Below are 23,006 nucleotides of genomic sequence, written 5' to 3' on the forward strand. Positions count from 1 at the left end.
TTTGGCAAATGCACAGGGACGTTTTCATCGGTGCCCATCCTTGAAGCTATTGTTCGTAGAAACGAAGCCAGAAATCCGTTTCTTGGACTCCCAAAGCGTCCGGGGGGGGTGGGCAAGTGTCCCTCAAGCACTGATCATTGGGGGTGAAGCTAAATACCTGGCCGTCCGTGGCGTCGAAACGCATATGGACGATAGGCCAGAAGCGCCCCGTTACCTTGAAGTAGTCATCCTGGATGTACCGCGCCCCGACAGGTCCGTCTCCTGGAACGCCTCCGTCGCTGTGATACAACGCATCGACAGGCAACTGCTCCGGGATATTTTGTTCCCAAAGTGTCAGGACAGACTCGTTCCAGTGGGAATGGGGATGGGTCACTCCATTGCGGATGTCCATCATCAACTGGACGCCTTCTTCCGTAGGAGAAAAACTGCAAGAGTCGAAAACATTCGAAGTATAGCGGGCCGCCCATTTTTCAACGCTGTCGATACCCAGGTCCGAACACCGCTGACGCTTTGTACATGCATCTCCCCCACCCTGCGTCCATCCATCGAATGGGTAATAGCAACGTACCGGTACGGGGTTGATGGCAGGTGCCGACAAGGGTTTGAACAATAGTCCTTGCCGATATGGCACCATTACCAGCGAGGAGTCAGCCCGTGCATAGCTGCTGGAAACACCGCCCATGGCGATTGCAATTGGACTGGGGTTCCATGAATGAAACTGTGAGGTGGAATGGACCCCCCTGACGATGACCCCATTGCAATAAGGCGCCGGCTGGCCATTCGGGCAGGTTTTCGCCGTGTTGAAATAGCGCTTGTTGAGCCGCTCCGCCACCTGATAGCCGACGTACAACTGCTCCTGCAAATCGAAACCAAACACCAGGCCGTCGGCCTGTGTCAGATCCAGGCGCAGGATCGGCAGCCATTGCCCCGTGGCCGCGTAATAGTCGTTCTGATCAGCCTGGGCCACACGTAGCCCGCCGCGCTGCTTGAGGTCATAGAACAACGCTTGCACGGGCACTTGGCCCGGCGCCTGGGGATCCCAATTGCGCACTTGCAGCTCATTGGGCTGGGCGCTCCAACTGCCGCCCAGTTGTTCATGGGCCAGCAAACTGGCACGAAACTGCGCCGCGATGCGGCTGCTCAACGAACATTGCAGCGACGGCGCCTGGCCTTGCTGCTGGAAATGCGCCAGCCAGCCTGGGGCATCGCTCACGCCCTGGGCAGCGCAGGAGCCCGGATCACTCTCGTTGCCTCCGACGCCACAACCATATTTATCCCGATTCGCCGCCACCAATGGAAAGGCGCAGAGCACGTCCAGCGGTTTGCCTTGGCTGATAGCGGTAAACGAGTCAGTGAACACCATTCCGCTGGGCTGCGTCAGGGTGCGAGTACCCACATCGCGCCGCAGATAGGAAAAGCCGCGCGCGCCCAGCGCGATAGCCGTGGGGCCATGTTCCCAAAACTTCACCGTGAAATTGCCCGCCAGCCCGCTGACCAGCACGCCGCTGCAGTAGTACGCAGGATGGTTTCCGGGGCATTCCTGCGGAGTCGCGCGGTAACGGTTGTTGAGCAGTTGTGCGACTTCCGGGCCAGTGGCGGCCTGAGTCGTGCAAGCAAGCAAACACAAGATCAACAACAAGCCTTTACCAGACCAATCTGAAGAACCTCTCATACCAGCCTCCCCTCGATGTTATTGCCCGTGCTTGAGAAACCAGATATCCGCGTCCTGTGCCCCAAACGCCTGCGCAGGGGGAGCACAATCGTCAGCCAGGCACTGATCGACGGGATTAAAGATGAATATCTGTCGATCCGTGGCGCCAAGTTTTAGCTGAACAATTGGCCAAAAGCGCTGCGTACTCTTGAAGTAGTCATCTTGGATATAACGCGCGCCGGCCAGACCATCTCTTGGAAAATAGGATGTGTGGCTATAAAAAAGAGCATCGACGGGCAATTGCTCGGGAATATTTTGTGGCCAGGCCGCCAGGATGAATTCGTTCCAATCGTACTCAGGCATCGAGACCGTTCGGCGAATCTCATCGATCAATCGAAAAGCCGCTACCGTTGGATCGAAGCTGCAGGAAGAGTAGAGACTCGCATGATATTTCTCCGTCCATTTTGCCAGGCTGTCGATCCCAAGATTGACGCATGCGTCATTTACCAGGCACGCATCGGTGCCCCATCCCGTATGACCATCGTAAGGGTATCCACAGCGCAATGCCTGCGGGTGAGCGGTGGGAGCACCCAACTCTTTGAACAATAACCCTTGAGGCCAAACCGGTCGCGGCACCAAGGAGTCAGTCCTGAGGAGAGTGACGGAAACACCATTATTCAAGACCGAAGCGGGACTGGGATTCCAAGAGTGAAATAAAGCGGAAACATCCGTTCCTCTCAACATTACCCAATTGCAGTAGAACGACGCCCGACCATCCGGACAAGTCTGTGCCGTATCGAAATAGCGCTTGTTGAGCCGCTCCGCCACCTGATAGCCGATGTACAACTGCTCCTGCAAATCGAAACCAAACACCAGGCCGTCCGGCTGTGTCAGGTCCAGCCGCAGGATCGGCAGCCATTGCCCCGTAGCCGCGTAATAGTCGTTCTGGTCAGCCTGGGCCACGCGCAATCCGCCGCGCTGCTTGATGTCATAAAACAACGCTTGTACAGGCACCTGTGCCGGGGCCTGGGGATCCCAGTTACGCATTTGCAGTTGATTGGGTTGAGCGACCCAACTGCCACCCAGTTGCTCATGGGCAAGCAGACTGGCGCGAAATTGCCCGGCGATCCGGCTACTCAGTGAACATTGCAACGACGGTTCCTGGCCTTGTTGCTGGAAAAACGCCAGCCAGCCTGGGGCATCGCTAACGCCCTGGGCGGCGCAGGAACCCGGATCATTCTCGCTGCCACCGATGCCGCAACCGTATTTATCCCGATTCGCCGATACCAGCGGATAGGCGCACAGCACCTCCAGCGGCTTGCCTTGGCTGATGGCAGTAAACGCATCACTGAACACCATTCCGCTGGGCTGCGTCAGGGTGCGAGTGCCCACATCGCGCCGCAGATAGGAAAAGCTGCGCGCGCCCAGTTCAATGGCCGTGGGGCCATGTTCCCAGAACTTCACCGTAAAATTGCCCGCCAGCCCGCTGACCAGCACCCCGCTGCAGTAATACGCCGCATGATTGCCGGGGCATTCCTGCGGTGTGCTGCGATAGCGGTTGTTGAGCAGTTGCGCGACTTCTGGACCGGTGGCGGCCTGAGTGCAGAGGACACTTAATAGCAATGACAACAGAATGATCTTGCGAGGCTCGAGCATTTTCATATGCCTGGTGCTCCAGGCTCCACCTGATCTCGCGGATCGAAGGAAAAGCTCGGCGCCTCGTCCGTAGGGGTTGGATTGAGTTTGACGATCGGCAAAAATTTTCCGGTCTGCTCGAAATAATTCCACTGAAAATACCGAGCCTGGGGTAGGGCCTGGCTGGAAACAGTATAGAAAAACGCTTCCAGAGGAATCCGTTCTGGAATGTCCTGGTCCCAACTGGCAATGATGACTTCGTTGTGCCCCCGCTTGAAGTTCTCAGGAAGCTGGATCCGGGCTTGTATGCTCAAGGCAAAATACGTCGCATCCCCTCTGAAGCTGCATCCTGTGATCGGATTAGCAAGAGAGCGAAAATAAACCAGCCATTGCTCGACCGTGGAAATTCCCTGTTCAGCGCACGGGCGGCTTACGGCAGGGTTAACACTGTGTTCGTTACAACTGTCACTTCTAGAAAAGGTTGATCCGTCATAAGGATAGGAACATCGCACGATCAGGCGATATGACATGGGTGCAGCGAGTTCCTTGACTATCAACCCTTGATGTTTATCCCAAGCGAGAATCGGAAAGGGTATGTCGGCGCGCATATAGGAAAATGCCACACCATTGCGCTCTACCGAACCAGGACTTGGATTCCAAGCATGAAAATCCGGATGCGCGTCGGTGGTACGTATCAGAACGCCGTTGCAATTGAACGCCGCGCTGCCGTCGGGACAGGTAGTAGCAGTATTGGCATAGCGCGCATTCAAACGTCCGGCCACCTGATAACCGACATACAACTGTTCTTGCAAATCGAAACCAAACACCAAGCCGTCGGGCTGCGTCATATCCAGCCGCAGAATCGGCAGCCACTCGCCCGTGGCCGCGTAATAATCCCTCTGGTCAGATTGGGCCACGCGCAGTCCCTTGGCCCCATGCACGTCATAAAACAGCGCCTGCACAGGCACCTGCGCCGGGGCTTGGGAATCCCAGTTGCGTACCTGCAATTGATTGGGCTGGGCAACCCAACTACCGCCCAGTTGCTCATGGGCAAGCAGACTGGCGCGAAATTGCCCGGCGATCCGGCTACTCAGTGAACATTGCAACGACGGTTCCTGGCCTTGTTGCTGGAAAAACGCCAGCCAGCCTGGGGCATCGCTAACGCCCTGGGCGGCGCAGGAACCCGGATCATTCTCGCTGCCACCGATGCCGCAACCGTATTTATCCCGATTCGCCGATACCAGCGGATAGGCGCACAGCACCTCCAGCGGCTTGCCTTGGCTGATGGCAGTAAACGCATCACTGAACACCATTCCGCTGGGCTGCGTCAGGGTGCGAGTGCCCACATCGCGCCGCAGATAGGAAAAGCTGCGCGCGCCCAGTTCAATGGCCGTGGGGCCATGTTCCCAGAACTTCACCGTAAAATTGCCCGCCAGCCCGCTGACCAGCACCCCGCTGCAGTAATACGCCGCATGATTGCCGGGGCATTCCTGTGGGGTGGCGCGGTAACGGTTGTTGAGTAGCTGGGCGACTTCCGGGCCAGTGGCCGCCTGAGCCATCGGCCCCAGCAACACCCATAGCAGCCAGACGAGCCTGACCAGCGCCCCCCGGGAAGAACGACTCATGATGCTTCACCGTTCATGCCAGTGCCCTGGCTGACCGGTAATAAGAAACCTGGCCATTGAGCAAAGACTGCACGGCGTCACGGTCTCCGCCTCCAAGGGCATGGCCCCAGGTCACCACCCGGCCGTCGCCAGTCAAGGCAGTGAACCCATGTGAGTTGCCGTAGATGGCAAGGACATTGATCAACGACTCATCTTCCGGAGTCGAATCTCCCCCCACCGTGGCGTCGCCCCAGGCGACCACGCTGCCATCCTCGCGCAGGGCCGCGAAAGCCTTGGATGACGCAACCACCTGGACAATGTCATTCAGCCGGGCGATGTCATCGCTGAGTTCGCCACCGCTCTCCACGGTTCCCCAGGCCGCTACACGGCCATTTTCCCGACGGGCGACAAACGACTGCCAATTGGCCGTCACCTCGACGACATCGTCCAGGTCCTTGATAAGGTCCGGCAATACCCCACCGTGAGTCGCCGCTCCCCAAGCGACAATGTTGCCGCTGGCGCGCCGGGCGACGAAGGCCTGGGCATTGGCGCAACTCAACTCGATCACGTCATCCAGATAGGCAATCTCTTCCGGCAGCACCCCACCTTGCGCGTCGCTCCCCCAGGCAATCAGACGACGGTTGGCACGCAGGGCGGCGAACGCGCCAAAGTTGCCGATCACATCTTCGATGTCAGTCAGCTGTGCGATCTCTTCGCCCAGCTCGCCGCCATGGGCGACGTTACCCCAAGCGACGAGTGCACCCGTGCCGCGGATGGCGGTGAAGGCCGTCGCCCCGCCATACACCCGAACGATATCGGTACACTCTGCGACCGACTCCGACAGCACTCCACCACTGGGCCCGTCGCCCCAGGCAACCAGTTGGCCGCTGCGCTTGAGACCGGCGAACGCCGCGCCATGGGTCGCCAGCCCCCAGGCAACCACGTTGCCATTGGCGCGGCGCGCGGCAAACGCCGCCATCGTGGCACTCACCTCAACGATATCGTCCATGCTGATGATGGTTGGCGGAATCTTCGCGCCCTCGACAGCATTGCCCCAGCCCACCAGATCGCCGATATTCCGCCGAGCAACAAAGGCCGCATCGCCGGTAAGCAGGGTATCGACGCCGTTGCCAAAGACGTTGGCCGGGTTGAGGGTGACCTGGGAATCGGTTGAGCGCACATGCAGGAGTCGGGACGCATCGGTGTCACGGAACGTCGTACCGGCGACCCAGCTGTCATCACCGTCATACTGCCATTGCGCCAGGATCGGCCGCCCCGTGGCGGCCTGGAACGCACTCAAGCGCCGCGAACAACCCGAACAGCGATACAAGCCACGGTTGTACCGCGCGCCCATGACCCGCAGTTCCCCGGCGCCAATGTCTCGCTTGATTGAATACACGGCCTCTGGGCTCGGGTCCCGCCCGTTGACGGTATAGGACAACACGACAGACCGGCCTTCGTTGGCGTTGATCACGCTATAGAGAATGGTAACTTCCAGCGCCTGCCCGGCCTCGCTCGGCAGGACCGTATGCGTCACCTCGGTACTGCCGGCACCCGCCGCGCCCGCCAGGTTCACCCGCAGTACATCGCCAGCTTTCAGCCAGGCTTCGCGCGGTATCAGTGCCGTGGCGTCACCTAACAAGTCGTCCGGGTTCAGTTGGTTGTCCTCGGCCTTCAGCATCGTCGGCGCGGGCAGCGGCAGCTTTGCCACCCGAAAGCTGAAGACTTCAGAGTCTTCGTCTGCGCCGCCCCCCAAGCGCTGCACCGTGTAGCTCAGCGCCACGCTTTGATCGAGGAACCGGCGAGCCTCTGCCTGGGCTACGGTGAAGTACAAAGGTTGGCCCACGTCGTTATAGGTATAGGGCTTGTCGCGCGTGTAAGCGGCCACGACGCCTGCCGCGTCCGCCCAACTGAGCACTGCAAGATCACCCTCGACCAAGCTGCCTGCGGGAATTTGAACCCTGATACCCTTGGGCACCGAATCGGGATCAAGTGTCGCGTCCTCACCCACTCCCTCCACGGAAGGCGGTGGCAACAAAGCGTTTGCTGCAGTGTTCTCTGGCGTGTCGTTCATGTCGCGCACCCCTCCAGCGAATAGTCATGACACTCGTTTGGAGATACCGAGTGCCTGGTGATGGGCGCCGGCATCGGCTGACGTCTTGTCACCGGTGTCCATGTCATAGATCCAATAGGTACCCGCCCCCGCCGCGTCACCGGTCCAGAACGGATAGGGCAACCAACCCAGATACTCCCCGACCGCCTCACCAATATCCGGGTGTTTGTACACTGCCCGTAACCGGTCGAGGTCCGATCGCGCGACGATATCCACGCCGGCGACATCACAAACCGCGGTCATGCCCTGCCAATCGGCGCTGTTACTCAGCCACTGCACTTGCCGGATGCCCTTGACGGTCAGCTCATACTGGCGCGGCTGATTCAGGCTGTCGGTGGCAGTGATCGTGCATTGGCCGTTGCCCCTGGCGGTCACCTCGCCGGTCTGGGCATCGACGCTGGCCACGTACTCGTTGCTGCTTTCATAGCGATAGGGCGGGGTGCCCCCGGTCGCCAGTCGTGTCATCCGGGCATAGGGCGGTACGTCCAGCGGAGCCTTGTCGGCCACCGCGACATAATTATCCTGGCTGAGATCGAATATCGCAGGCGCCTCGAAGCCAACGTCTACTTTCAGTTCAAGATTTTCCGAGTGTTCCGTGCTGCCATCGCTCATCAGCACGTCATAACGGATGATCACGATACCGTCCGCATCAGCAACAAAATGCTCTGCCTCGACATAGAACACGACATCCTTGATCGTCGTTCCTACGGGTAGCTGATTGCTATAGGTAGGGCCGACGAAGACAAACGCCTTCTGCCAGCCAGTATCGGCGGCAGAGCGCTTGAGCCGGACACGGGCGCCATCAGGCGGGATATCGGCAGGGTCGAGGACGCCGTCAGGCGCTTCATCCACCGACGGGGGAGGCAGGTTTACCGCACGTTCAGGCGTACCGGACATGATGAAACCTCATAGGAAGTGAGGACTCGGCGCCCTTGCGCTGCGCCGAGAGGAGCCACGCGTCGAATAATCGGTCAGGAGCTGCTGGAGGCGTGCTCAGCCTGGGCGGCCAACGGTCTCGGTGCCGGTGGCGAGCGGTAGTAGGAAACGTTGTTGCGCAACAGATGGATTACGCTCGCATTGTTCCCGCCGCCGATGGAATGCCCCCAGGAGACCACGTCGCCCGTAGAGGTCAATGCGGTAAAACCATGAGAGTTGCTGTAGAGGGCCAAGACGTTAGTCAGGGTCGGTGCCACGCCGCCCACCGACTGATTGCCCCAGACTACGATCGTGCCGTCACTGCGCAACGCGGCGAAAGCCTCCGAACTGCCAGCTATCTGCACCACGTTGTCCAGCCCCGGCGGCGCGGTTCCACCCTCGCTAACCCGCCCCCATGCGCCCACGGTACCGTCACTGCGACGCGCGGCGAATGCGCGCCAAGTGCTGACGACTTCGACGACGTTGCTGTTGGGTGACGGAACCCCGCCGCCTCCGTAATCCGGTGTGCCCGACGATTGCACCTGCTGACTGTTATTCAGGACACAGAACGCCTGGGCGTTTGAACACCCCAGAGAAGCAATGCCGGAGAGATTTGGTGACGTGCCGCCATAGGCAGGATTACCCCATGCCACCACTCGGCCGCCAGTACGCAACACCGCGAAAGCGGCGAAACTGCCCATGATATCCACCGCGTCAGTGATGACGAGGCCCACAGGAATAGTACCGCCGTAGTCACCGTCCCAGTTTCGACCCCAGGCCACGACTGGGTTATTCAGGCGACGAACCGCAAATGCCTGGGAGGCGCCGTAAACATGTGTCGTTCCGGGGAGCCCGCCCAGTTCCGGGGGGATCAAATCCGTCTGCTGACCTCTCCCCCAGGCCACCAAGCTGTTGTTGCTGGTCTTGCGTCCGGCAAATGCATTGCCATTGGCGGTCAAATCAGCGAAGCCATAAGGCAATACGCTTCCCATCATCCCGCCTGCGGCCGGATCACCCCAGACATGGACAGTGCCGCCACTGTCCAGCGCCGCGTAAGCGCTCTGGGTGCAGCTTATTTCGACAATGTTGTTCAAGGCAGGAGGTGCCGCGCCGAAATCCGAATTGCCCCAGCCAACCACACTGCCTTGGTCGAGCAAGGCGACAAAAGCCGCACCACCATTGGTAAGCGTATCGGCCCCATTGCCGAAAATATTCGCCGGGTTCACTGTCGCCTCATGGCTGCTGGAGCGTACCTGCAAGGGCTTGGACGGTTGGGTATCACGCCAGCTAGCGGAAGGAGCACTCCAGCTCGATTCATCCAGGTATTTCCACTCGACCCGCAACGGCTGCAGGGTCGTGGCGTGTAGCGCGCTCAGCAACCGTGAGCTGCCGGAAGCTCGATAGGTGGTGCGGTTGAAACGCGCGCCCATGACCTTGAACGGCTCCTGCGATACAGGCGTTTCAACCCGCATATTGAACGCCAGTGATGGTCCGGTGATCGTCCCGTTTCGATCCCGCGTATAGGTGACTCTCACGTTCTTCCCGAGGAATCTCAGAACATCAGCCGCAGGGATCAGAAACCGCAGATAATTATTGGGCTGGTCGTTGGCCGTATACGGTTTGGGTGGAGAGACGTAGGGCGTGATCGCTCCATTTGAGTCCGTCCAGGTTACGGTGACGTCATCACCAGGGTTCAATCTATCACCGGGTACTCGAGTCCAGACTTGGACTGTTTGAGAGGGGTCGAGCGTGCCGCCGTCCTGCACACCTTCGACGATGGGTGCCGGTAGCTCCGGCTCGATCTGATCAAGGTGGACAGCGATGTATTTGATCGCTGATTGGTTGGAGTTGCCCAGTTGGTCCATCACCCGGAATTCGAGAGGCGTGTCTGGATTGTCCCCTGCCTGTACGAATGTATCGGTAAAGAGCGTATGCACCACGGGCACCGAACCGTCCAATACCTCAAATGGAACCGTCGCATTGCCTATCAAAAAATTGATGCGGTCATAGGTCCGCCGGTTGGAATAAGTAAAACCAAACGCTACACCTTGCGCCGCCCGTTCGGCGCTGACTCCGTCGGCAATCACGTCGGGTGGAATCACCAGGTCGAGACCTTGGGGCGCAGGCTCGCCCGGCGCCCTGAGGTGATAAAGTACGAGCAAATCCCTGGATGGCGCACCGTTCTGGCCGGGACGGGTTACTTTGTAGTGCAGCCGATTGACACCATCCAATAAACGGCCATGGGGCACATGCAACTCCATTCGCAATTGCTCTTCTCCTGGCCCTACGTCCTTGCCAGCCACCGGAAAAGGATCGTCGTTGACGTACAAGTCCGCTCGATCATCCACCGCCATTGTCCAGGAACGCCGCTGAAGTTCGGTCCACGGATCGATCAGACATCTCAGTCCCCTGGGCTGATCGTCGTAAAGGCTCTTGGGAATACCGCCATGCGCACGATCCGCCGGCTTCACTGGCGTTACCCATCCCATAATGATCACAGGGTATAGCGTGAACAATTCGCTCAAGGCGGAAGATTGGATGTCCATGATGTTTCCTGACCAAGACGTAAGGCCTTTCGGCATAGAGTCATCAGACTCCATCCAGGGAGGACCAGCTACTGTCAGAACTAACAGGTCGGACGAGATTTACGACGGACGGTTGAGTAAGGCTGGATGAGCAACGGATTTTTAGAATCGCCAAAAACGAAAAGGCCCCTGAAATGTTCAACCATTTCAGGGGCTTAGTCGTATTCAATAATGGCGGAGAGATAGGGATTTGAACCCTAGGTACTGTTGCCAGTACAACGGATTTCGAATCCGTCCCGTTCGGCCACTCCGGCATCTCTCCAGTGGCGCGCATCATACCAGCACATTCGCCGGAAGCGAACCCCCGGGCGAAATTTTTTCCGTGCTATCAGTCGCTTGCGTCGACTACAGCGGTACACCCAGGCGCTGGGCGACTTCTTCGTAGGCTTCGATGACGTCACCGAGGCCTTGGCGGAAGCGGTCCTTGTCCATTTTCTTCTTGGTATCCTTGTCCCACAGGCGGCAGCCATCCGGGCTGAACTCGTCGCCCAGGACGATGGAGCCATCGCTGAACACACCGAATTCAAGCTTGAAGTCCACCAGCAGCAGGCCCGCGTCGTCGAACAGCTTGGTCAGCACTTCGTTGACCTTCAGGGACAGTTCCTTCATGCGAGCCAGTTGCTCGGCGGTGCCCCAACCGAAGGCCACGACATGGGATTCGTTGATGAACGGGTCGCCCTTGGCGTCGTCCTTCAGGAACAGCTCGAACGTGTAAGGGTTGAGCTTCATGCCCTCCTCCACGCCCAGGCGCTTGACCAGGCTGCCAGCGGCGTAGTTACGCACGACGCATTCGACCGGGATCATGTCCAGCTTCTTGACCAGGCACTCGTTGTCGCCCAGCAGCTTGTCGAACTGAGTCGGCACGCCGGCGGCTTCGAGTTTCTGCATGATGAAGGCGTTGAACTTGTTGTTCACCATGCCCTTGCGGTCGAGTTGTTCGATGCGCTTGCCGTCGAACGCCGAAGTGTCGTTGCGAAACAGCAGGATCAAGCGGTCAGCGTCGTCGGTCTTGTAAACCGACTTCGCTTTGCCGCGGTAGAGTTCTTCACGTTTTTCCATGATGGGCTCCGCTTGCTAAGTAGATGGGCTAGGCGATATGTCGCCAGTCGAGCCCTGAATCTTGATCGGCCAGTTGCAGCCAGTCCGGGTCGCACCCAAGGGTGTCGACGAAACATTGCCGGGCCAGCTGCGGCAGGTTGTTCTTGCTGCTCAAATGGGCCAGGACCAGGTGTTGCAGGCCTTGCCAGCCCAACTCGGCCACCAGGTATGCCGCCTGGTGGTTGTTCAAATGTCCGTGCTCCCCGCCTACCCGCTGCTTGAGAAAATACGGATAGTACCCACGCGCCAACATGTCCCGGCAGTGGTTGGACTCGATCATCAACGCATCGAGGTCCCGGTAGCTGTCCATGACCCTGTCGCAATACGATCCCAGGTCGGTGAGCAATCCAAAGCGCCGCTCGCCGTCGCTGAACACATACTGGGTTGGCTCCCGGGCATCGTGGGCCACACTGACCACGCTGATATCCAGGCCGCCGACACGCAGTTGCTCGCCGCCGGCCACGAAACCAGCTGGCTCGATGGGTTTGCGCAGGCCTTCGAACGTCCCACGGCTCAGGTACACCGGCAGATTGTAGCGCCGAGACAGCAAACCCACGCCATGCACGTGGTCGGCATGTTCGTGGGTCACCAATATCGCGCTCAGTTGCGCCGGGTGCACACCCAGGCGCAGCAGGCGCTTCTCGGTTTCCCGCAGGGAGAAACCACAATCGACCAGAACGTAGGTCCCAGCACTGGCTATCAGCGTGCCGTTCCCCTGGCTACCGCTGCCGAGAACGGCAAAACGCATCGGATCAGCCCAGGTTGTCCTGAATCACGCCCAACACCTTGCGGGCTACATCGGCCGGCGCCACGGTGTTGATGTTCTTCTCGACGGTGACCTGGACGTTGTCGCCGACCTTGCTCAGGCGAACCTGGTAACGCTCGGCGCGGGCTTCGATTTCTTCCTTGTCCGGCGCGCTGCCGAACAGGTTGCTGAAGAAGCCAGGCTTCTCGTCTTTCTTCTCGGCTTTTTCAGCCAGGTTGATGTAGTACAGGCCCAGGCTGCGGTTGATGTCTTCAACGCGCCATTCGCCCTGCTCCAGCGCACGACCCACGCTCGACCAGGCACGGTCGAGGTCGGAGCCGACGTTGAGCACCGGGTTGCCGCTGCCGTCTTCGCTCAGGCTGACGCGGCTTGGCGTGTCGTAGTCGCGGGTCGCGAGCATCGAAACCGAACCGCCCTGCTCCGCGGTGCGGCTCATGCTGGCAAGCATGTCGTCCACCAGCGCGGCGTCGAGGCCGGTATTGACCGAGCGATTGGTGAAGGCCACGTCGGCGGTGCTGCCGGCGGGACGCTCGGCGCTGACCACGTAGATCTCACTGGTGTTGCGCTGTACGCCCGGCTCGATCCGTACGCGCACGCGGGTTTCGCTGTCTGCCGAGACACCGGCGGCGCTCAGGCGCTTGGCCATGGCGGCGGACAGTTCATCGGAACGCTGCCAGGTGGTGGTGAATTCACCCGTCTGTGGGCGCTGCTCGTCCAGGCGGAAACCGTTGTCCTGGAAGAACTGGATCGCCACCGGCCAGACTTCGGCCGGTGGGTGCTGGCCCATGACCCAGCTGGAGTCACCGCTCTTTTGCAGGGTGTAGTCGCTGGCATCGGCCACGGCCGACAGCGGCTGTGGTCGCGGGACTACGTATTCGCCCTTGACGCTGTCGTCAGCGACGTTGCGCGGGATCGGCAGCAGCGGATCCAAACGCTTGGCGACGCTGACGTCCGGTGGCAGTTGCATCGGTGCAGTCTGTTGCGCTTCGAGGTAGTCGCTACCACGGTCGCGGAAGTAACCATCCGGTCCCCAGATCCACCCGCAGCCACTGGTGCTGGAGATAATCAAGGCAAGTGCGGAAAGTCCGGCCATTCGCTTCATGCGTTGTACTTCCTCAATTAAACCAGGACGCCGGACTGGCGCATGGCCTGCCGCAGCGGTTCGTGACAGGTGTTGCTCAACCAGGTGAGCGGCAGGCGAATGCCTTCGTGCATCAGGCCCATTTCGACCAAGGCAAACTTCACCGGGATCGGGTTGGCTTCGATGAACAGGTCCTTGTGCAGCGGCATCAGTTTTTCGTTGATTGCACGTGCGGTCTCGGCATCGCCCTTGAGCGCGGCCTCGCACAGATCGGCCATTTCTCGCGGAGCGACGTTGGCGGTCACGGAAATATTGCCCTTGCCGCCCAGCAGGATCAGCTCGACGGCTGTCGGGTCATCGCCAGACAGCACGATGAAATCCTTGCTGACGCCATCGAGGATGGCCTTGGCCCGTACCAGGTCGCCCGTGGCTTCCTTGATGCCGATGATGTTCGGCACGGTGGACAGGCGAATCACGGTCTCGGCTTGCATATCGCAGGAGGTGCGGCCGGGAACGTTATAGAGGATCTGCGGGATGTCGACCGCTTCGGCAATGTACTTGAAGTGCTGGTACAAGCCTTCCTGGGTCGGCTTGTTGTAGTACGGAACGACCAGCAGGCAGGCATCGGCGCCGGCTTCCTTGGCGTTGCGGGTCAGTTCGACGGCTTCGCGGGTCGAGTTGGCTCCGGTGCCGGCGATCACCGGAATGCGCCCGTTGACCTGCTTGACGACGGCGCGGATGACTTCGATATGTTCGTTGACATCAAGGGTAGCCGACTCGCCGGTGGTGCCGACGGCGACAATGGCATGGGTGCCGTTTTCAAGGTGGAAGTCCACGAGTTTGCTGAGGCTGGCCCAGTCAAGACGCCCTTGTGCATCCATGGGTGTGACCAGTGCCACCATACTGCCCGCAATCATGAAACCGCTCCTGCCGGAAAAAGAGAGCCGTAATGGTACTGGCGCCAAGATGCTTGTACAAGCGAACTCCCATTCCCCTTGGCGATGGTTTTCGCTACCCTTCAGGCTTTGATCGGTAACGATAAGCTCATACGCCGGTCCCCAGCCTCCGTTTTCGTCGTTACAAGCCCCGATCCTGCGTGTGTCCCGGTGTATTTGTGTTGCCCCGCAACGCAACGCATCCACGAGGCGAAGGGCTTGAACCGTTCGATTTCCCAAGGCTGGCACCACATCGAGCTGAAACGTACCGACCGCTCATCGCTTTAGGAATGCTGCATGTCCACCCCCACAGTCCGCGAACAATTCCTTGTTATCAGTGCCCTTGGCGCCAACCCCATGGAGCTGACTAACGTCCTGTGCCGCGCCAGCCATGAAAATCGCTGCGCCGTCGTGACGTCACGCCTGACCCGTCATGGCGAGTGCAGCGCGCTCGTGCTGGAAATTTCCGGCAGCTGGGACGCGCTGGCCCGCCTTGAGGGCAGCCTGCCTGTACTGGCCAAGAAACATGCCTTCACCGTCAACGTGGTACGCAGCGCCGCCTTGGAGAATCGTCCCCAGGCCCTGCCTTATGTGGCTTACGTCAGCTCGGCCTACCGCCCGGACATCATCAACGAGCTGTGCCAGTTCTTCATGGACCACCACGTCGAACTGGAGAACCTGACCTGCGACACCTACCAGGCCCCGCAGACCGGCGGCACCATGCTCAACGCCACGTTCACCGTGACACTGCCGGCCGGCACCCAGATCAGCTGGCTGCGCGATCAGTTCCTGGATTTCGCCGATGCGATGAACCTGGACGCATTGATCGAACCGTGGCGCCCACAAAACCCAATGTAAGGAAGCGTTCATGGCCGTTGCCATCGACCAGCCGGTTACCGATTTCCAGGCGCCCGCCACCAGCGGGCAGACCATCAGCCTCGCGGCCCTGAAGGGCAAGCAAGTGGTCATTTATTTTTACCCCAAGGACAGCACGCCCGGCTGCACCACCGAAGGCCAGGGTTTCCGCGATCAGTACGCGCAATTCCAGGCCGCCAACACCGAAGTGTTCGGCGTCTCCCGGGACAGCCTCAAGTCCCACGAGAACTTCAAGTGCAAGCAGCAATTCCCCTTCGAGCTGATCAGCGACAAGGACGAAGCGGTTTGCCAGTTGTTCGACGTGATCAAGTTGAAGAAGCTTTACGGCAAGGAATACCTGGGCGTTGATCGCAGCACGTTCCTGATCGATAAACAGGGAGTGTTGCGCCAGGAATGGCGTGGCGTGAAGGTGCCGGGGCATGTGGATGCGGTGTTGGCGGCGGCTCAGGCCCTCGACAAGTCCTGAAGTTCTTCGCCGTCAGCACTGGCCTCTTCGCGAGCAGGCTCGCTCCCACAGGGAATTGATTAACATCATCGATCCAATGTGGGAGCGAGCCTGCTCGCGAAGAGGCCGGCAGCCTCACCGGCTAGGCTAACTCACCTCTTATAACAACGGCGCCACCACCGGCTCCTTGCTCGGCCACGCATCCAGCACCGCCTTGAACAGCGTCGCCAGGGGAATCGCGAAGAACACTCCCCAGAACCCCCACAATCCGCCGAACAGCAACACTGCGCAGATAATCGCCACCGGATGCAGGTTCACCGCCTCGGAGAACAGCAACGGTACGAGCACGTTGCCGTCCAGGGTCTGGATGATTCCGTAGACGGCCATCAGATAGATGAACTGATCGCTCCAGCCCCACTGGAACAGTGCGATCAATGCCACCGGCACGGTCACCACCACGGTGCCGACGTAGGGCACCACCACTGAAATACCCACCAGCAGCGCCAACAGGGCGGCGTAATTGAGCCCCAGGGCGACGAAGCCGATGTAGGTGACGCCGCCACAGATAAAAATCTCGATGACTTTCCCGCGGATGTAATTGGCGATCTGCCGATTCATCTCCTGCGCCACCCGGGTGATCAATGCCCGTTCGCGCGGCAGGTAACCGCGGACCCAGCGTCCGATCATTTCCCGGTCCTTGAGGAAGAAAAACACCAGGATTGGCACCAGCACCAGATAGATCATGATGTTCACGAGCAACGGCAGGCTGGACAGCGAAAACGTCAGCGCCCACTGGCCGAACTTGCCGATCTCGCCGCGTACCACTTCGATCGTCTGCAATACCTGCTCGTCCGAGACCAGGTGGGGATAACGCTCCGGTAGCAGCAACAGCAGCGATTGCCATTTGACAAGCATCCCCGGCAATTCGTTGAACAACGTCACCAACTGGTGCCACAGCAAGGGCACGATCACCACCAGGAAGACCACCAGCACGCCCATGAACAGCGCGAACACCAACCCTACCGCGACCGAACCCGGCAGTCGCAAGCGCTCCAAAGTGATGACCAGCCCTTGCATCAGGTACGCCAGCACCATCCCCGCCAACACCGGTGCCAACATGCCGCCCAGCGTGAGCACGGCGGTAAAAGCCAGGAACAGGAGCACTGCCAGGACCACCGCCTCTTCATCGGAAAAGTAGCGCTGAATCCAGTCGCGTAACACTTTGAACATTAAAAATCCCTAAGAGATGTCGCCTGCCTTCAGGCTTTTTTCAACCAGTAACGGTAGGTGCCGTTTTCGTCCTCTTCACGCAGCAGCGTATGACCGGCCAACCGGGCGAAGGTGCGGAAATCGCGCTGGGAGCCAGCGTCCGTGGCGGTTACCTTGAGCACGGCGCCACTGGTCAGACGATTGAGTTCCAGCTTGGCCTTGAGCAACGGCAACGGACAATTCAGGCCACTGGCGTCCAGCTCGGCATCGTGGGCTACAGCATCGGTCATTATTTCACTCCGCAACGGGTCGTCGAGCCGCCTAGAATATCTGGTCCCGGACCCGCTGTCCGGCTACAGTAAGGTCTTTGTCGACTAAGGCTTCGTGCATGACATTTCTGCGCCCCACCCTGCTGACGCTCGCCTGCCTGCTTGCCTCACCGGGCTTCGCCGACGACCTGCCGTCACTTGGCGACGCCAGTTCTGCCATCGTCTCGCCAGAACAGGAGCACCAACTGGGCCGCGCCTGGCTGGCGCTGCTGCGCAGCCAGGTTTCACAGCTCAACGACCCCCAGCTCAAGGACTACGTCGAAACCAGCGTCTACAAGCTGGTGGAGACCAGCCAGGTCAATGACCGGCGCCTGGAATTCATCCTGATCAACAGCCCGCAGCTCAACGCCTTCGCCGCACCGGGCGGAATCGTCGGGGTCAACGGCGGGCTGTTCCTCAACGCACAGACCGAAGGCGAATACGCGTCGGTCATGGCCCACGAGCTGGCGCACTTGTCGCAGCGCCACTTCGCCCGTGGCGTGGAAGCTCAACAGCGCATGCAAGTACCGATGATGGCCGCGCTGCTGGCTGGCATCGTGGTCGCCGCCGCTGGCGGGGGCGATGCAGGGATTGCCGCCATCGCGGGGACCCAGGCCGCCGCCATCCAGGAGCAACGGCGCTTTTCGCGCCAGAACGAACAGGAAGCCGACCGAATCGGCATCCAGAATCTGGAAAAAGCTGGGTACGACCCTCGATCCATGCCGACCATGTTCGAGCGTCTGATGCGCCAATACCGCTTTGACGCCAAGCCTCCGGAGTTTCTGTTGACGCACCCGGTCACCGAGTCGCGTATCGCCGACACCCGCAACCGCGCCGAACAGGCCAAGCCGGGGGGCATCGAGGACAGCATGCGTTATCAACTGATTCGTGCGCGCGTCCAGCTGACCTATGAGGAAACCCCAGGCCTGGCCGCCAAGCGCTTTCGCGCACTGTTGGACGAGAACCCCAAAAACGATGTGGCCCGCTATGGCCTGGCCATCGCCCAGGTCAAGGGTGGCCAGTTGAATGAAGCGCGGGAGAACCTCAAGCCGCTGCTGGCCAAATCACCCAACGAAATCATCTACAACCTGGCCCAAGTCGATCTGGACATTACCAACAACAAGCTGGCTGACGCCCAATCCCGCGTTGACCGGATGCTGGTTCAATACCCTGGCAACTATCCCCTCAACCAAGTGCGCGTTGACCTGCTGCTAAAGCAAAACCGCCCCGCTGACGCAGAGAAAGCCCTGGAGACGCTGCTCAAGAGTCGCCCGGACGATCCGGACGTCTGGTACATGGTTGCCGAGACGCGCGGCCTGTCGGGCAACATCATCGGCTTGCACCAGGCCCGCGCCGAATACTTCGCGTTGGTCGGCGACTATCGCCAGGCGATTCAACAATTGGACTTCGCCAAACGCCGCGCCGGCGGCAACTTTCCATTGTCGTCCCGCATCGACGCACGGCAGCGTGAGCTTATGGAACAGGAGCGTATGGTCAAGGACATGATGGGCTGAGCTTCAGCCAGGCATAAAAAAAACCGCCTCGACATACATCGAGGCGGTTTTTTTTCAGCTGCAGACGGGCTTATTCAGCCAGTTTGAACGTGATGAAGCTCGCACGTCCCTGGCGCAGGACTCGCATCGACACCGAGCGATTCTTCGGCAGGGCCTTGGCGATATCGGTGAATTCCTTGGCGGACCCGATGGCCTGGTTATTCAGGTGCGTAATGATGTCGCCCGGTTGCAGGCCGATCAGTGCAGCAGGACCGTCCTGTACTTCCCTGATCACCACCCCGCCCTGCAGTTCCAGAGTGCGCTTCTGCTCGTCGGTCAGTTCGACCACCGCGACGCCCAAGCGATTACTGCTGCGCTCTACGCCGGACTTGGGCAGCGAATCCAGCTCCTTGCCCTCTTCCGGGATAGCGCCAACGGTCAACTCGACGTTCTTGCGCTTGCCTTCGCGAATCACTTCGAGGCTGGCCTTGGCACCGGCCTTCAGGGCACCCACCAGGTGCGGCAAGTCGGCGGACATGACGATCGGCTGGCCATTGAGGCTGAGAATCACATCACCAACCTGCAAGCCGCCCTTGGCAGCCGGGCCACCTTCCTGGATCTGTGCCACCAGGGCACCGGCGGGTTTTTCCAGCCCGAACGACTCGGCCAGGTCCTTGTTCACTTCCTGGATGACCACGCCCAGCCAGCCACGGCTGACTTTGCCTTCGCTTTTCAACTGATTGGAAACGTCCATTGCCACGTCGATTGGAATGGCGAAGGACACACCCATGAAACCGCCCGAGCGGGTGTAGATCTGGGAATTGATGCCCACTACTTCACCGTCAAGGTTGAACAACGGGCCGCCGGAGTTGCCGGGGTTGATCGGCACATCGGTCTGGATGAACGGCACGTAGTTCTCGTTCGGCAGGCTGCGGCCGATGGCGCTGACAATGCCCTGGGTCACGGTGTGGTCAAAGCCGAACGGCGAACCGATCGCCACGACCCATTGGCCGGCCTTCAGGTTCTGGGATTTGCCAAGCTTGAGGACTGGCAAATCCTTGCCTTCGATTTTGAGTAGCGCCACATCGGACCGTGGATCGGTGCCGATCAGTTTGGCCTTGAGCTCACTGCGATCGGCCAGGCGGACCAGGATCTCATCGGCATCCGCGATGACATGGTTATTGGTGAGGATGTAGCCATCGGGCGAAATAATGAAACCCGAACCCAGGGATTGCGCTTCCCGCTGGCGGCCACCACCCGGTGAACGAGGCTGCGGCATTCCGCGCTCGAAAAACTCGCGCAGCATGGGTGGCAGACCTTCCAGGTCCGGCATCTGTGGGTCCATCACCCGGCGCTCAGGCAGCTTCTGCGTCGTACTGATGTTCACGACTGCGGGTGAAGCCTGTTCGACCAGTTGGGTGAAGTCCGGCAATTCGACCGCCGCTGCGGGAACGGCCTGACCGAGGACCAGCACGGTGGCGAATATGGAGAGATAGGTTTTCAAGCGTGGTATCGACATACGGCTCCCGTTACGACGAGCATGGTTAAGCGATATGGAGCTGAAACACCGGAGAACGATACGCCGGTATTTTCGTTCCGCAAACAGACAAGGCCAGAGCCGAGCGGCTCTGACCTAATAGAAAAAAAATCGATTTTTTGCAAATGAAAATGCTGACAGGAAGTTTCAGCAATTCGATCAAGCCTTGGCGTTAACGGCCTGCCGCGCAATCGAGCCACTTGCGCAATGGCTACTTGGCTGCCGCGACGTCGGAGCGCATGGAAAGCGCGATCCGTTCCGCCGTCCCGATAGGTATCTCACCTACCACCGTGACCATCATTTCACCTTGCGGCGTGGTCAGACGGCGGGATACGGCGGCGGTCGGACCTAGCTGAGTTCGGGTATCGGTAGCCGTGGCGCCGTTCAACGGCTCCAGAAACACCGAGAACCGAGCCAGGCCATCGTCGTACATGAGGCTGCTGACCTGTACTTTGGTGTCTGGGTCATTTCGCGCAACACTGCTGGTCAATTCAAAGCCCGGCGGAAGCCAGTCCGAACGCCACGCGGTCTTCACTGCCGTCGCCTTGTTCGGATCCTGCGCCACAGCCGTGCATTCGGCACTGGCCTGCAGGTCAGCGTCCGAAGGTGAGGTGATGTTCAGGCGGGTGAATTGAAAGCGTTCGAGCAACTGTCCCTTGTCGTTGAGCAGCAGGGATTTGAGCGGCAGCCCGGTTTCCTTGTCCAGATGCAACTCGAACCCGTAGCGATGCTGGTCCTTCGGGGTCAGGGCCACAATGACAGCTTGTCGCCCAGCCACACGCGACTTGCCGATCACGGCAAGGTCATACCAATTCTTGAGTTTTTGCGGATCGAGCGCACGTGCAGTGCCATCTGGCGTATTTCCCAGCCCGGCGATCAAGGTGCCACTGACGCATTGAGTACGTCCATCAATGCGCATGACCTCCTGTGCCGAACCGTCGAGCTGGAGCAACCGCTCGCGGATTTTGCCATCCTGGACGCGATGCCAGATGTTATGGGTAGAAAAACTACCGTTACGCTCGTAAACGAAAGTGCCCTGGAAGCTTTGCTGTTGCTCGGCTTGACTCAGACGATTAAGCCAGTCTTGAGCCTCGCCGGCATGGGCTGGAATCACGCACCAGCCACCGAGCAGAAGCGATAAAAGAGGTATGGCGCGCATGGTCCTCCTTAACGGTTTTCCAGACTGGCCGCGCGAGCGTAGGGCAGCGCGCTTTCAGTGCCCTTCAATGCAGCCTGTTGGGCATGCTGGCGCAGGTAGTTAGGCAGGCGTTGATCGTGCCAGCCTGGTTGTCCTTGCAGGACACCATTGTTCATCGGGCCAGCAGCTTCCGAACCTTCACTGTAGCCGGCCAGCACCGCAGGACCTTTGACCTGTGGCGTTGCCAGGCTTGGCTGGTTAGATTGCTGCGCCATTTGAACGCCAGCGATCTCGTCCTGGTTGTACAACCGCACACCGGCCAGTACCGCTACGGTGACCGAAGCAGCTACAGCCAGGCGACCCAGGCTACGCCATGGACCGCGGGAGGCTTTTGCCGGTACGGCTTCATCAGCCAGCGCAGCAGACACTGCCGCAGCGATATCCAGACGCGGAAGCAGCAGGTCCTTGTGCATGACAGCCCGGGCGATCTGATAGCGCGCCCAGGTCTCACGGGTTTCAACATCGTCGAAGGCATTCAATACCCGACGTAATTCCAATTCGTCCGCTTCGTTATCCATCACTGCGGACAGCGATTCCTGCAGGGCTTCACGACTCATGGCGTTCCTCTCTTGGCTGTCGCCGCTGTCTCAGTTTTCCTGCAACAACGGTTGCAGGGCTTTATCGATGGCCTCCCGAGCGCGGAAGATCCGGGAGCGCACGGTACCCACCGGACATTGCATGACGCTCGCAATGTCCTCGTAACTCAGACCGTCGAATTCACGTAAAGTTAAAGCCGTACGCAAATCTTCAGGCAATTGCTGGATGGTTCGATGGACGGTGCCTTCGATCTCATCCCGCAGTAATGCACGCTCCGGAGATTCGAGGTCCTTGAGGCCATGATCGCCATCGTAGAACTCAGCATCTTCGGAACTCACATCACTATCCGGCGGCCGGCGGCCGCGTGAAACCAGATAGTTTTTCGCCGTGTTAATGGCGATGCGGTAAAGCCACGTGTAAAACGCGCTATCCCCGCGGAAATTTCCAAGTGCGCGGTAGGCCTTGATGAAGGCTTCCTGGGCAACATCCTGGGCTTCATGGGTGTCGTGCACGAAACGCACGATCAACCCGAGAATTTTGTGCTGGTATTTCAGCACTAGCAGATCGAAAGCTCGCTTGTCGCCGCGCTGAACGCGTTCGACCAGCTGCTGATCCTCTTCCTGGGTTAGCATGAACACTCCTCGATAAGCTCGAAGGAGGGTTGCACTACTAATCGACCGGGCTTGCAAACATAGACTCGGGCTTTTCGCAAAAGTTCTCCCCCTTCCAAGCAAGTTTCCGGCGCGCTCTGATCCGGCACGCACGAAAAACGCAGCACGAGATTCCCCGGCTGCGCGAATAATCTGTCGCCGGGCCTGTCGGACGAGGACTTGAATCGAAGTCCTTAACCAACCCGACGCTGTTCCCTTTTGCAGACAACCGTCTATTGAACGTAGGCGCTTGGCAAAAGTTCCCGTTATTTTCAGCTCTTCGAAACGAAAATCTGGCAACCGTGACGAGATAAACAACGTTCTGTCCGCGAAAACGTCGCGTTGTCGCCATTTCAAGAAAACCCTGATC

Annotated in this window: 19 protein-coding genes and 1 tRNA gene; 3 read left to right on the forward strand and 17 right to left on the reverse strand. The window is 59.5% G+C overall.

The features are described 5' to 3' along the window. Positions 1–46: 46 nt before the first annotated feature. The 11 genes from J3Q04_RS18390 to dapA all read right to left on the reverse strand — a co-directional run bounded on the left by J3Q04_RS18390 (position 47) and on the right by dapA (position 14,365). Entirely contained in the window at positions 47–1,672 is a 1,626-nt protein-coding gene (locus tag J3Q04_RS18390; protein WP_434610116.1) for a hypothetical protein, read from the reverse strand. 18 nt (positions 1,673–1,690) lie between these two features. Beyond that, positions 1,691–3,313, reverse strand: a complete 1,623-nt coding sequence (locus J3Q04_RS18395) for a hypothetical protein (RefSeq protein ID WP_434610114.1) — start codon at positions 3,311–3,313, stop codon at positions 1,691–1,693. Beyond that, on the reverse strand, positions 3,310–4,911 hold the full coding sequence (locus J3Q04_RS18400; protein ID WP_434610112.1) for a hypothetical protein: 1,602 nt from the start codon (positions 4,909–4,911) through the stop codon (positions 3,310–3,312). Before J3Q04_RS18400 ends, J3Q04_RS18395 begins: the two co-directional genes overlap by 4 nt. 13 nt (positions 4,912–4,924) lie before the next feature. Further along, the gene (locus J3Q04_RS18405) at positions 4,925–6,964 is read right to left on the reverse strand and encodes an RCC1 domain-containing protein (RefSeq protein WP_434610110.1); all 2,040 of its coding nucleotides are present in this window, start codon (positions 6,962–6,964) and stop codon (positions 4,925–4,927) included. Between the two features lie 24 nt (positions 6,965–6,988). Beyond that, on the reverse strand, positions 6,989–7,900 hold the full coding sequence (locus J3Q04_RS18410; RefSeq protein WP_434610108.1) for an Ig-like domain-containing protein: 912 nt from the start codon (positions 7,898–7,900) through the stop codon (positions 6,989–6,991). A 74-nt stretch (positions 7,901–7,974) separates the two neighbouring features. Further along, positions 7,975–10,464: an RCC1 domain-containing protein gene (locus tag J3Q04_RS18415; protein WP_434610106.1), complete on the reverse strand. Its 2,490-nt coding sequence runs from the start codon at positions 10,462–10,464 to the stop codon at positions 7,975–7,977. A gap of 211 nt (positions 10,465–10,675) precedes the next feature. Next, positions 10,676–10,765, reverse strand: a tRNA-Ser gene (locus J3Q04_RS18420). Between the two features lie 83 nt (positions 10,766–10,848). After that, a complete protein-coding gene (gene purC / locus J3Q04_RS18425; RefSeq protein ID WP_025212375.1) occupies positions 10,849–11,562 on the reverse strand; it encodes a phosphoribosylaminoimidazolesuccinocarboxamide synthase in 714 nt (237 codons plus the stop codon). A 28-nt stretch (positions 11,563–11,590) separates the two neighbouring features. After that, positions 11,591–12,349 (reverse strand): MBL fold metallo-hydrolase, encoded by a 759-nt coding sequence (locus tag J3Q04_RS18430; RefSeq protein WP_420766700.1) that lies wholly within the window; start codon positions 12,347–12,349, stop codon positions 11,591–11,593. Between the two features lie 4 nt (positions 12,350–12,353). Further along, complete coding sequence (gene bamC / locus J3Q04_RS18435) at positions 12,354–13,469, reverse strand: outer membrane protein assembly factor BamC (RefSeq protein WP_420766701.1); 1,116 nt, start codon at positions 13,467–13,469, stop codon at positions 12,354–12,356. A gap of 17 nt (positions 13,470–13,486) precedes the next feature. Then, entirely contained in the window at positions 13,487–14,365 is an 879-nt protein-coding gene (dapA, locus tag J3Q04_RS18440; RefSeq protein ID WP_420766702.1) for a 4-hydroxy-tetrahydrodipicolinate synthase, read from the reverse strand. Between the two features lie 315 nt (positions 14,366–14,680). On the opposite strand from dapA, the gene J3Q04_RS18445 reads away from it, so the two are divergent. Next, the gene (locus J3Q04_RS18445) at positions 14,681–15,241 is read left to right on the forward strand and encodes a glycine cleavage system protein R (RefSeq protein WP_003184325.1); all 561 of its coding nucleotides are present in this window, start codon (positions 14,681–14,683) and stop codon (positions 15,239–15,241) included. Positions 15,242–15,251: 10 nt separating this feature from the next. Continuing rightward, positions 15,252–15,725 carry a peroxiredoxin gene (locus tag J3Q04_RS18450; protein WP_434610103.1) on the forward strand — a complete coding sequence of 158 codons (474 nt, stop codon included), beginning with the start codon at positions 15,252–15,254 and terminating at the stop codon, positions 15,723–15,725. A 138-nt stretch (positions 15,726–15,863) separates the two neighbouring features. Here the strand turns inward: J3Q04_RS18450 and J3Q04_RS18455 are convergent, their stop codons facing one another. Continuing rightward, positions 15,864–16,934: an AI-2E family transporter gene (locus tag J3Q04_RS18455; protein ID WP_420766704.1), complete on the reverse strand. Its 1,071-nt coding sequence runs from the start codon at positions 16,932–16,934 to the stop codon at positions 15,864–15,866. A gap of 29 nt (positions 16,935–16,963) precedes the next feature. After that, positions 16,964–17,203: a sulfurtransferase TusA family protein gene (locus J3Q04_RS18460; protein WP_434562826.1), complete on the reverse strand. Its 240-nt coding sequence runs from the start codon at positions 17,201–17,203 to the stop codon at positions 16,964–16,966. 98 nt (positions 17,204–17,301) lie between these two features. On the opposite strand from J3Q04_RS18460, the gene J3Q04_RS18465 reads away from it, so the two are divergent. Then, entirely contained in the window at positions 17,302–18,735 is a 1,434-nt protein-coding gene (locus J3Q04_RS18465; protein ID WP_434562824.1) for a M48 family metalloprotease, read from the forward strand. A 70-nt stretch (positions 18,736–18,805) separates the two neighbouring features. Here J3Q04_RS18465 and J3Q04_RS18470 read toward each other — a convergent pair whose 3' ends face one another. The 4 genes from J3Q04_RS18470 to rpoE form a co-directional block, all read right to left on the reverse strand. Further along, entirely contained in the window at positions 18,806–20,233 is a 1,428-nt protein-coding gene (locus J3Q04_RS18470) for a DegQ family serine endoprotease (protein ID WP_420766707.1), read from the reverse strand. A 229-nt stretch (positions 20,234–20,462) separates the two neighbouring features. Next, complete coding sequence (locus tag J3Q04_RS18475) at positions 20,463–21,410, reverse strand: MucB/RseB C-terminal domain-containing protein (RefSeq protein ID WP_420766708.1); 948 nt, start codon at positions 21,408–21,410, stop codon at positions 20,463–20,465. 8 nt (positions 21,411–21,418) lie between these two features. After that, positions 21,419–22,006 (reverse strand): sigma-E factor negative regulatory protein, encoded by a 588-nt coding sequence (locus tag J3Q04_RS18480; protein ID WP_039593313.1) that lies wholly within the window; start codon positions 22,004–22,006, stop codon positions 21,419–21,421. A gap of 30 nt (positions 22,007–22,036) precedes the next feature. Continuing rightward, on the reverse strand, positions 22,037–22,618 hold the full coding sequence (gene rpoE, locus J3Q04_RS18485; RefSeq protein ID WP_003172477.1) for an RNA polymerase sigma factor RpoE: 582 nt from the start codon (positions 22,616–22,618) through the stop codon (positions 22,037–22,039). Positions 22,619–23,006: the final 388 nt, after the last annotated feature.

This window comes from Pseudomonas sp. D4-21 (genome assembly GCF_051132125.1).
Lineage (GTDB): Bacteria > Pseudomonadota > Gammaproteobacteria > Pseudomonadales > Pseudomonadaceae > Aquipseudomonas.

Coding starts and splice junctions, on each gene's coding strand:
- J3Q04_RS18455 (WP_420766704.1), bottom strand. CDS start 16,934: ATGTTCAAAGTGTTACGCGACTGGATTCAGCGCTACTTTTCCGATGAA.
- J3Q04_RS18390 (WP_434610116.1), bottom strand. CDS start 1,672: ATGAGAGGTTCTTCAGATTGGTCTGGTAAAGGCTTGTTGTTGATCTTG.
- J3Q04_RS18450 (WP_434610103.1), top strand. CDS start 15,252: ATGGCCGTTGCCATCGACCAGCCGGTTACCGATTTCCAGGCGCCCGCC.
- dapA (WP_420766702.1), bottom strand. CDS start 14,365: ATGATTGCGGGCAGTATGGTGGCACTGGTCACACCCATGGATGCACAA.
- J3Q04_RS18415 (WP_434610106.1), bottom strand. CDS start 10,464: ATGGACATCCAATCTTCCGCCTTGAGCGAATTGTTCACGCTATACCCT.
- J3Q04_RS18465 (WP_434562824.1), top strand. CDS start 17,302: ATGACATTTCTGCGCCCCACCCTGCTGACGCTCGCCTGCCTGCTTGCC.
- J3Q04_RS18430 (WP_420766700.1), bottom strand. CDS start 12,349: ATGCGTTTTGCCGTTCTCGGCAGCGGTAGCCAGGGGAACGGCACGCTG.
- purC (WP_025212375.1), bottom strand. CDS start 11,562: ATGGAAAAACGTGAAGAACTCTACCGCGGCAAAGCGAAGTCGGTTTAC.
- J3Q04_RS18445 (WP_003184325.1), top strand. CDS start 14,681: ATGTCCACCCCCACAGTCCGCGAACAATTCCTTGTTATCAGTGCCCTT.
- J3Q04_RS18470 (WP_420766707.1), bottom strand. CDS start 20,233: ATGTCGATACCACGCTTGAAAACCTATCTCTCCATATTCGCCACCGTG.
- J3Q04_RS18410 (WP_434610108.1), bottom strand. CDS start 7,900: ATGTCCGGTACGCCTGAACGTGCGGTAAACCTGCCTCCCCCGTCGGTG.
- rpoE (WP_003172477.1), bottom strand. CDS start 22,618: ATGCTAACCCAGGAAGAGGATCAGCAGCTGGTCGAACGCGTTCAGCGC.
- J3Q04_RS18475 (WP_420766708.1), bottom strand. CDS start 21,410: ATGCGCGCCATACCTCTTTTATCGCTTCTGCTCGGTGGCTGGTGCGTG.
- J3Q04_RS18480 (WP_039593313.1), bottom strand. CDS start 22,006: ATGAGTCGTGAAGCCCTGCAGGAATCGCTGTCCGCAGTGATGGATAAC.
- bamC (WP_420766701.1), bottom strand. CDS start 13,469: ATGAAGCGAATGGCCGGACTTTCCGCACTTGCCTTGATTATCTCCAGC.
- J3Q04_RS18460 (WP_434562826.1), bottom strand. CDS start 17,203: ATGACCGATGCTGTAGCCCACGATGCCGAGCTGGACGCCAGTGGCCTG.
- J3Q04_RS18395 (WP_434610114.1), bottom strand. CDS start 3,313: ATGAAAATGCTCGAGCCTCGCAAGATCATTCTGTTGTCATTGCTATTA.
- J3Q04_RS18405 (WP_434610110.1), bottom strand. CDS start 6,964: ATGAACGACACGCCAGAGAACACTGCAGCAAACGCTTTGTTGCCACCG.
- J3Q04_RS18400 (WP_434610112.1), bottom strand. CDS start 4,911: ATGAGTCGTTCTTCCCGGGGGGCGCTGGTCAGGCTCGTCTGGCTGCTA.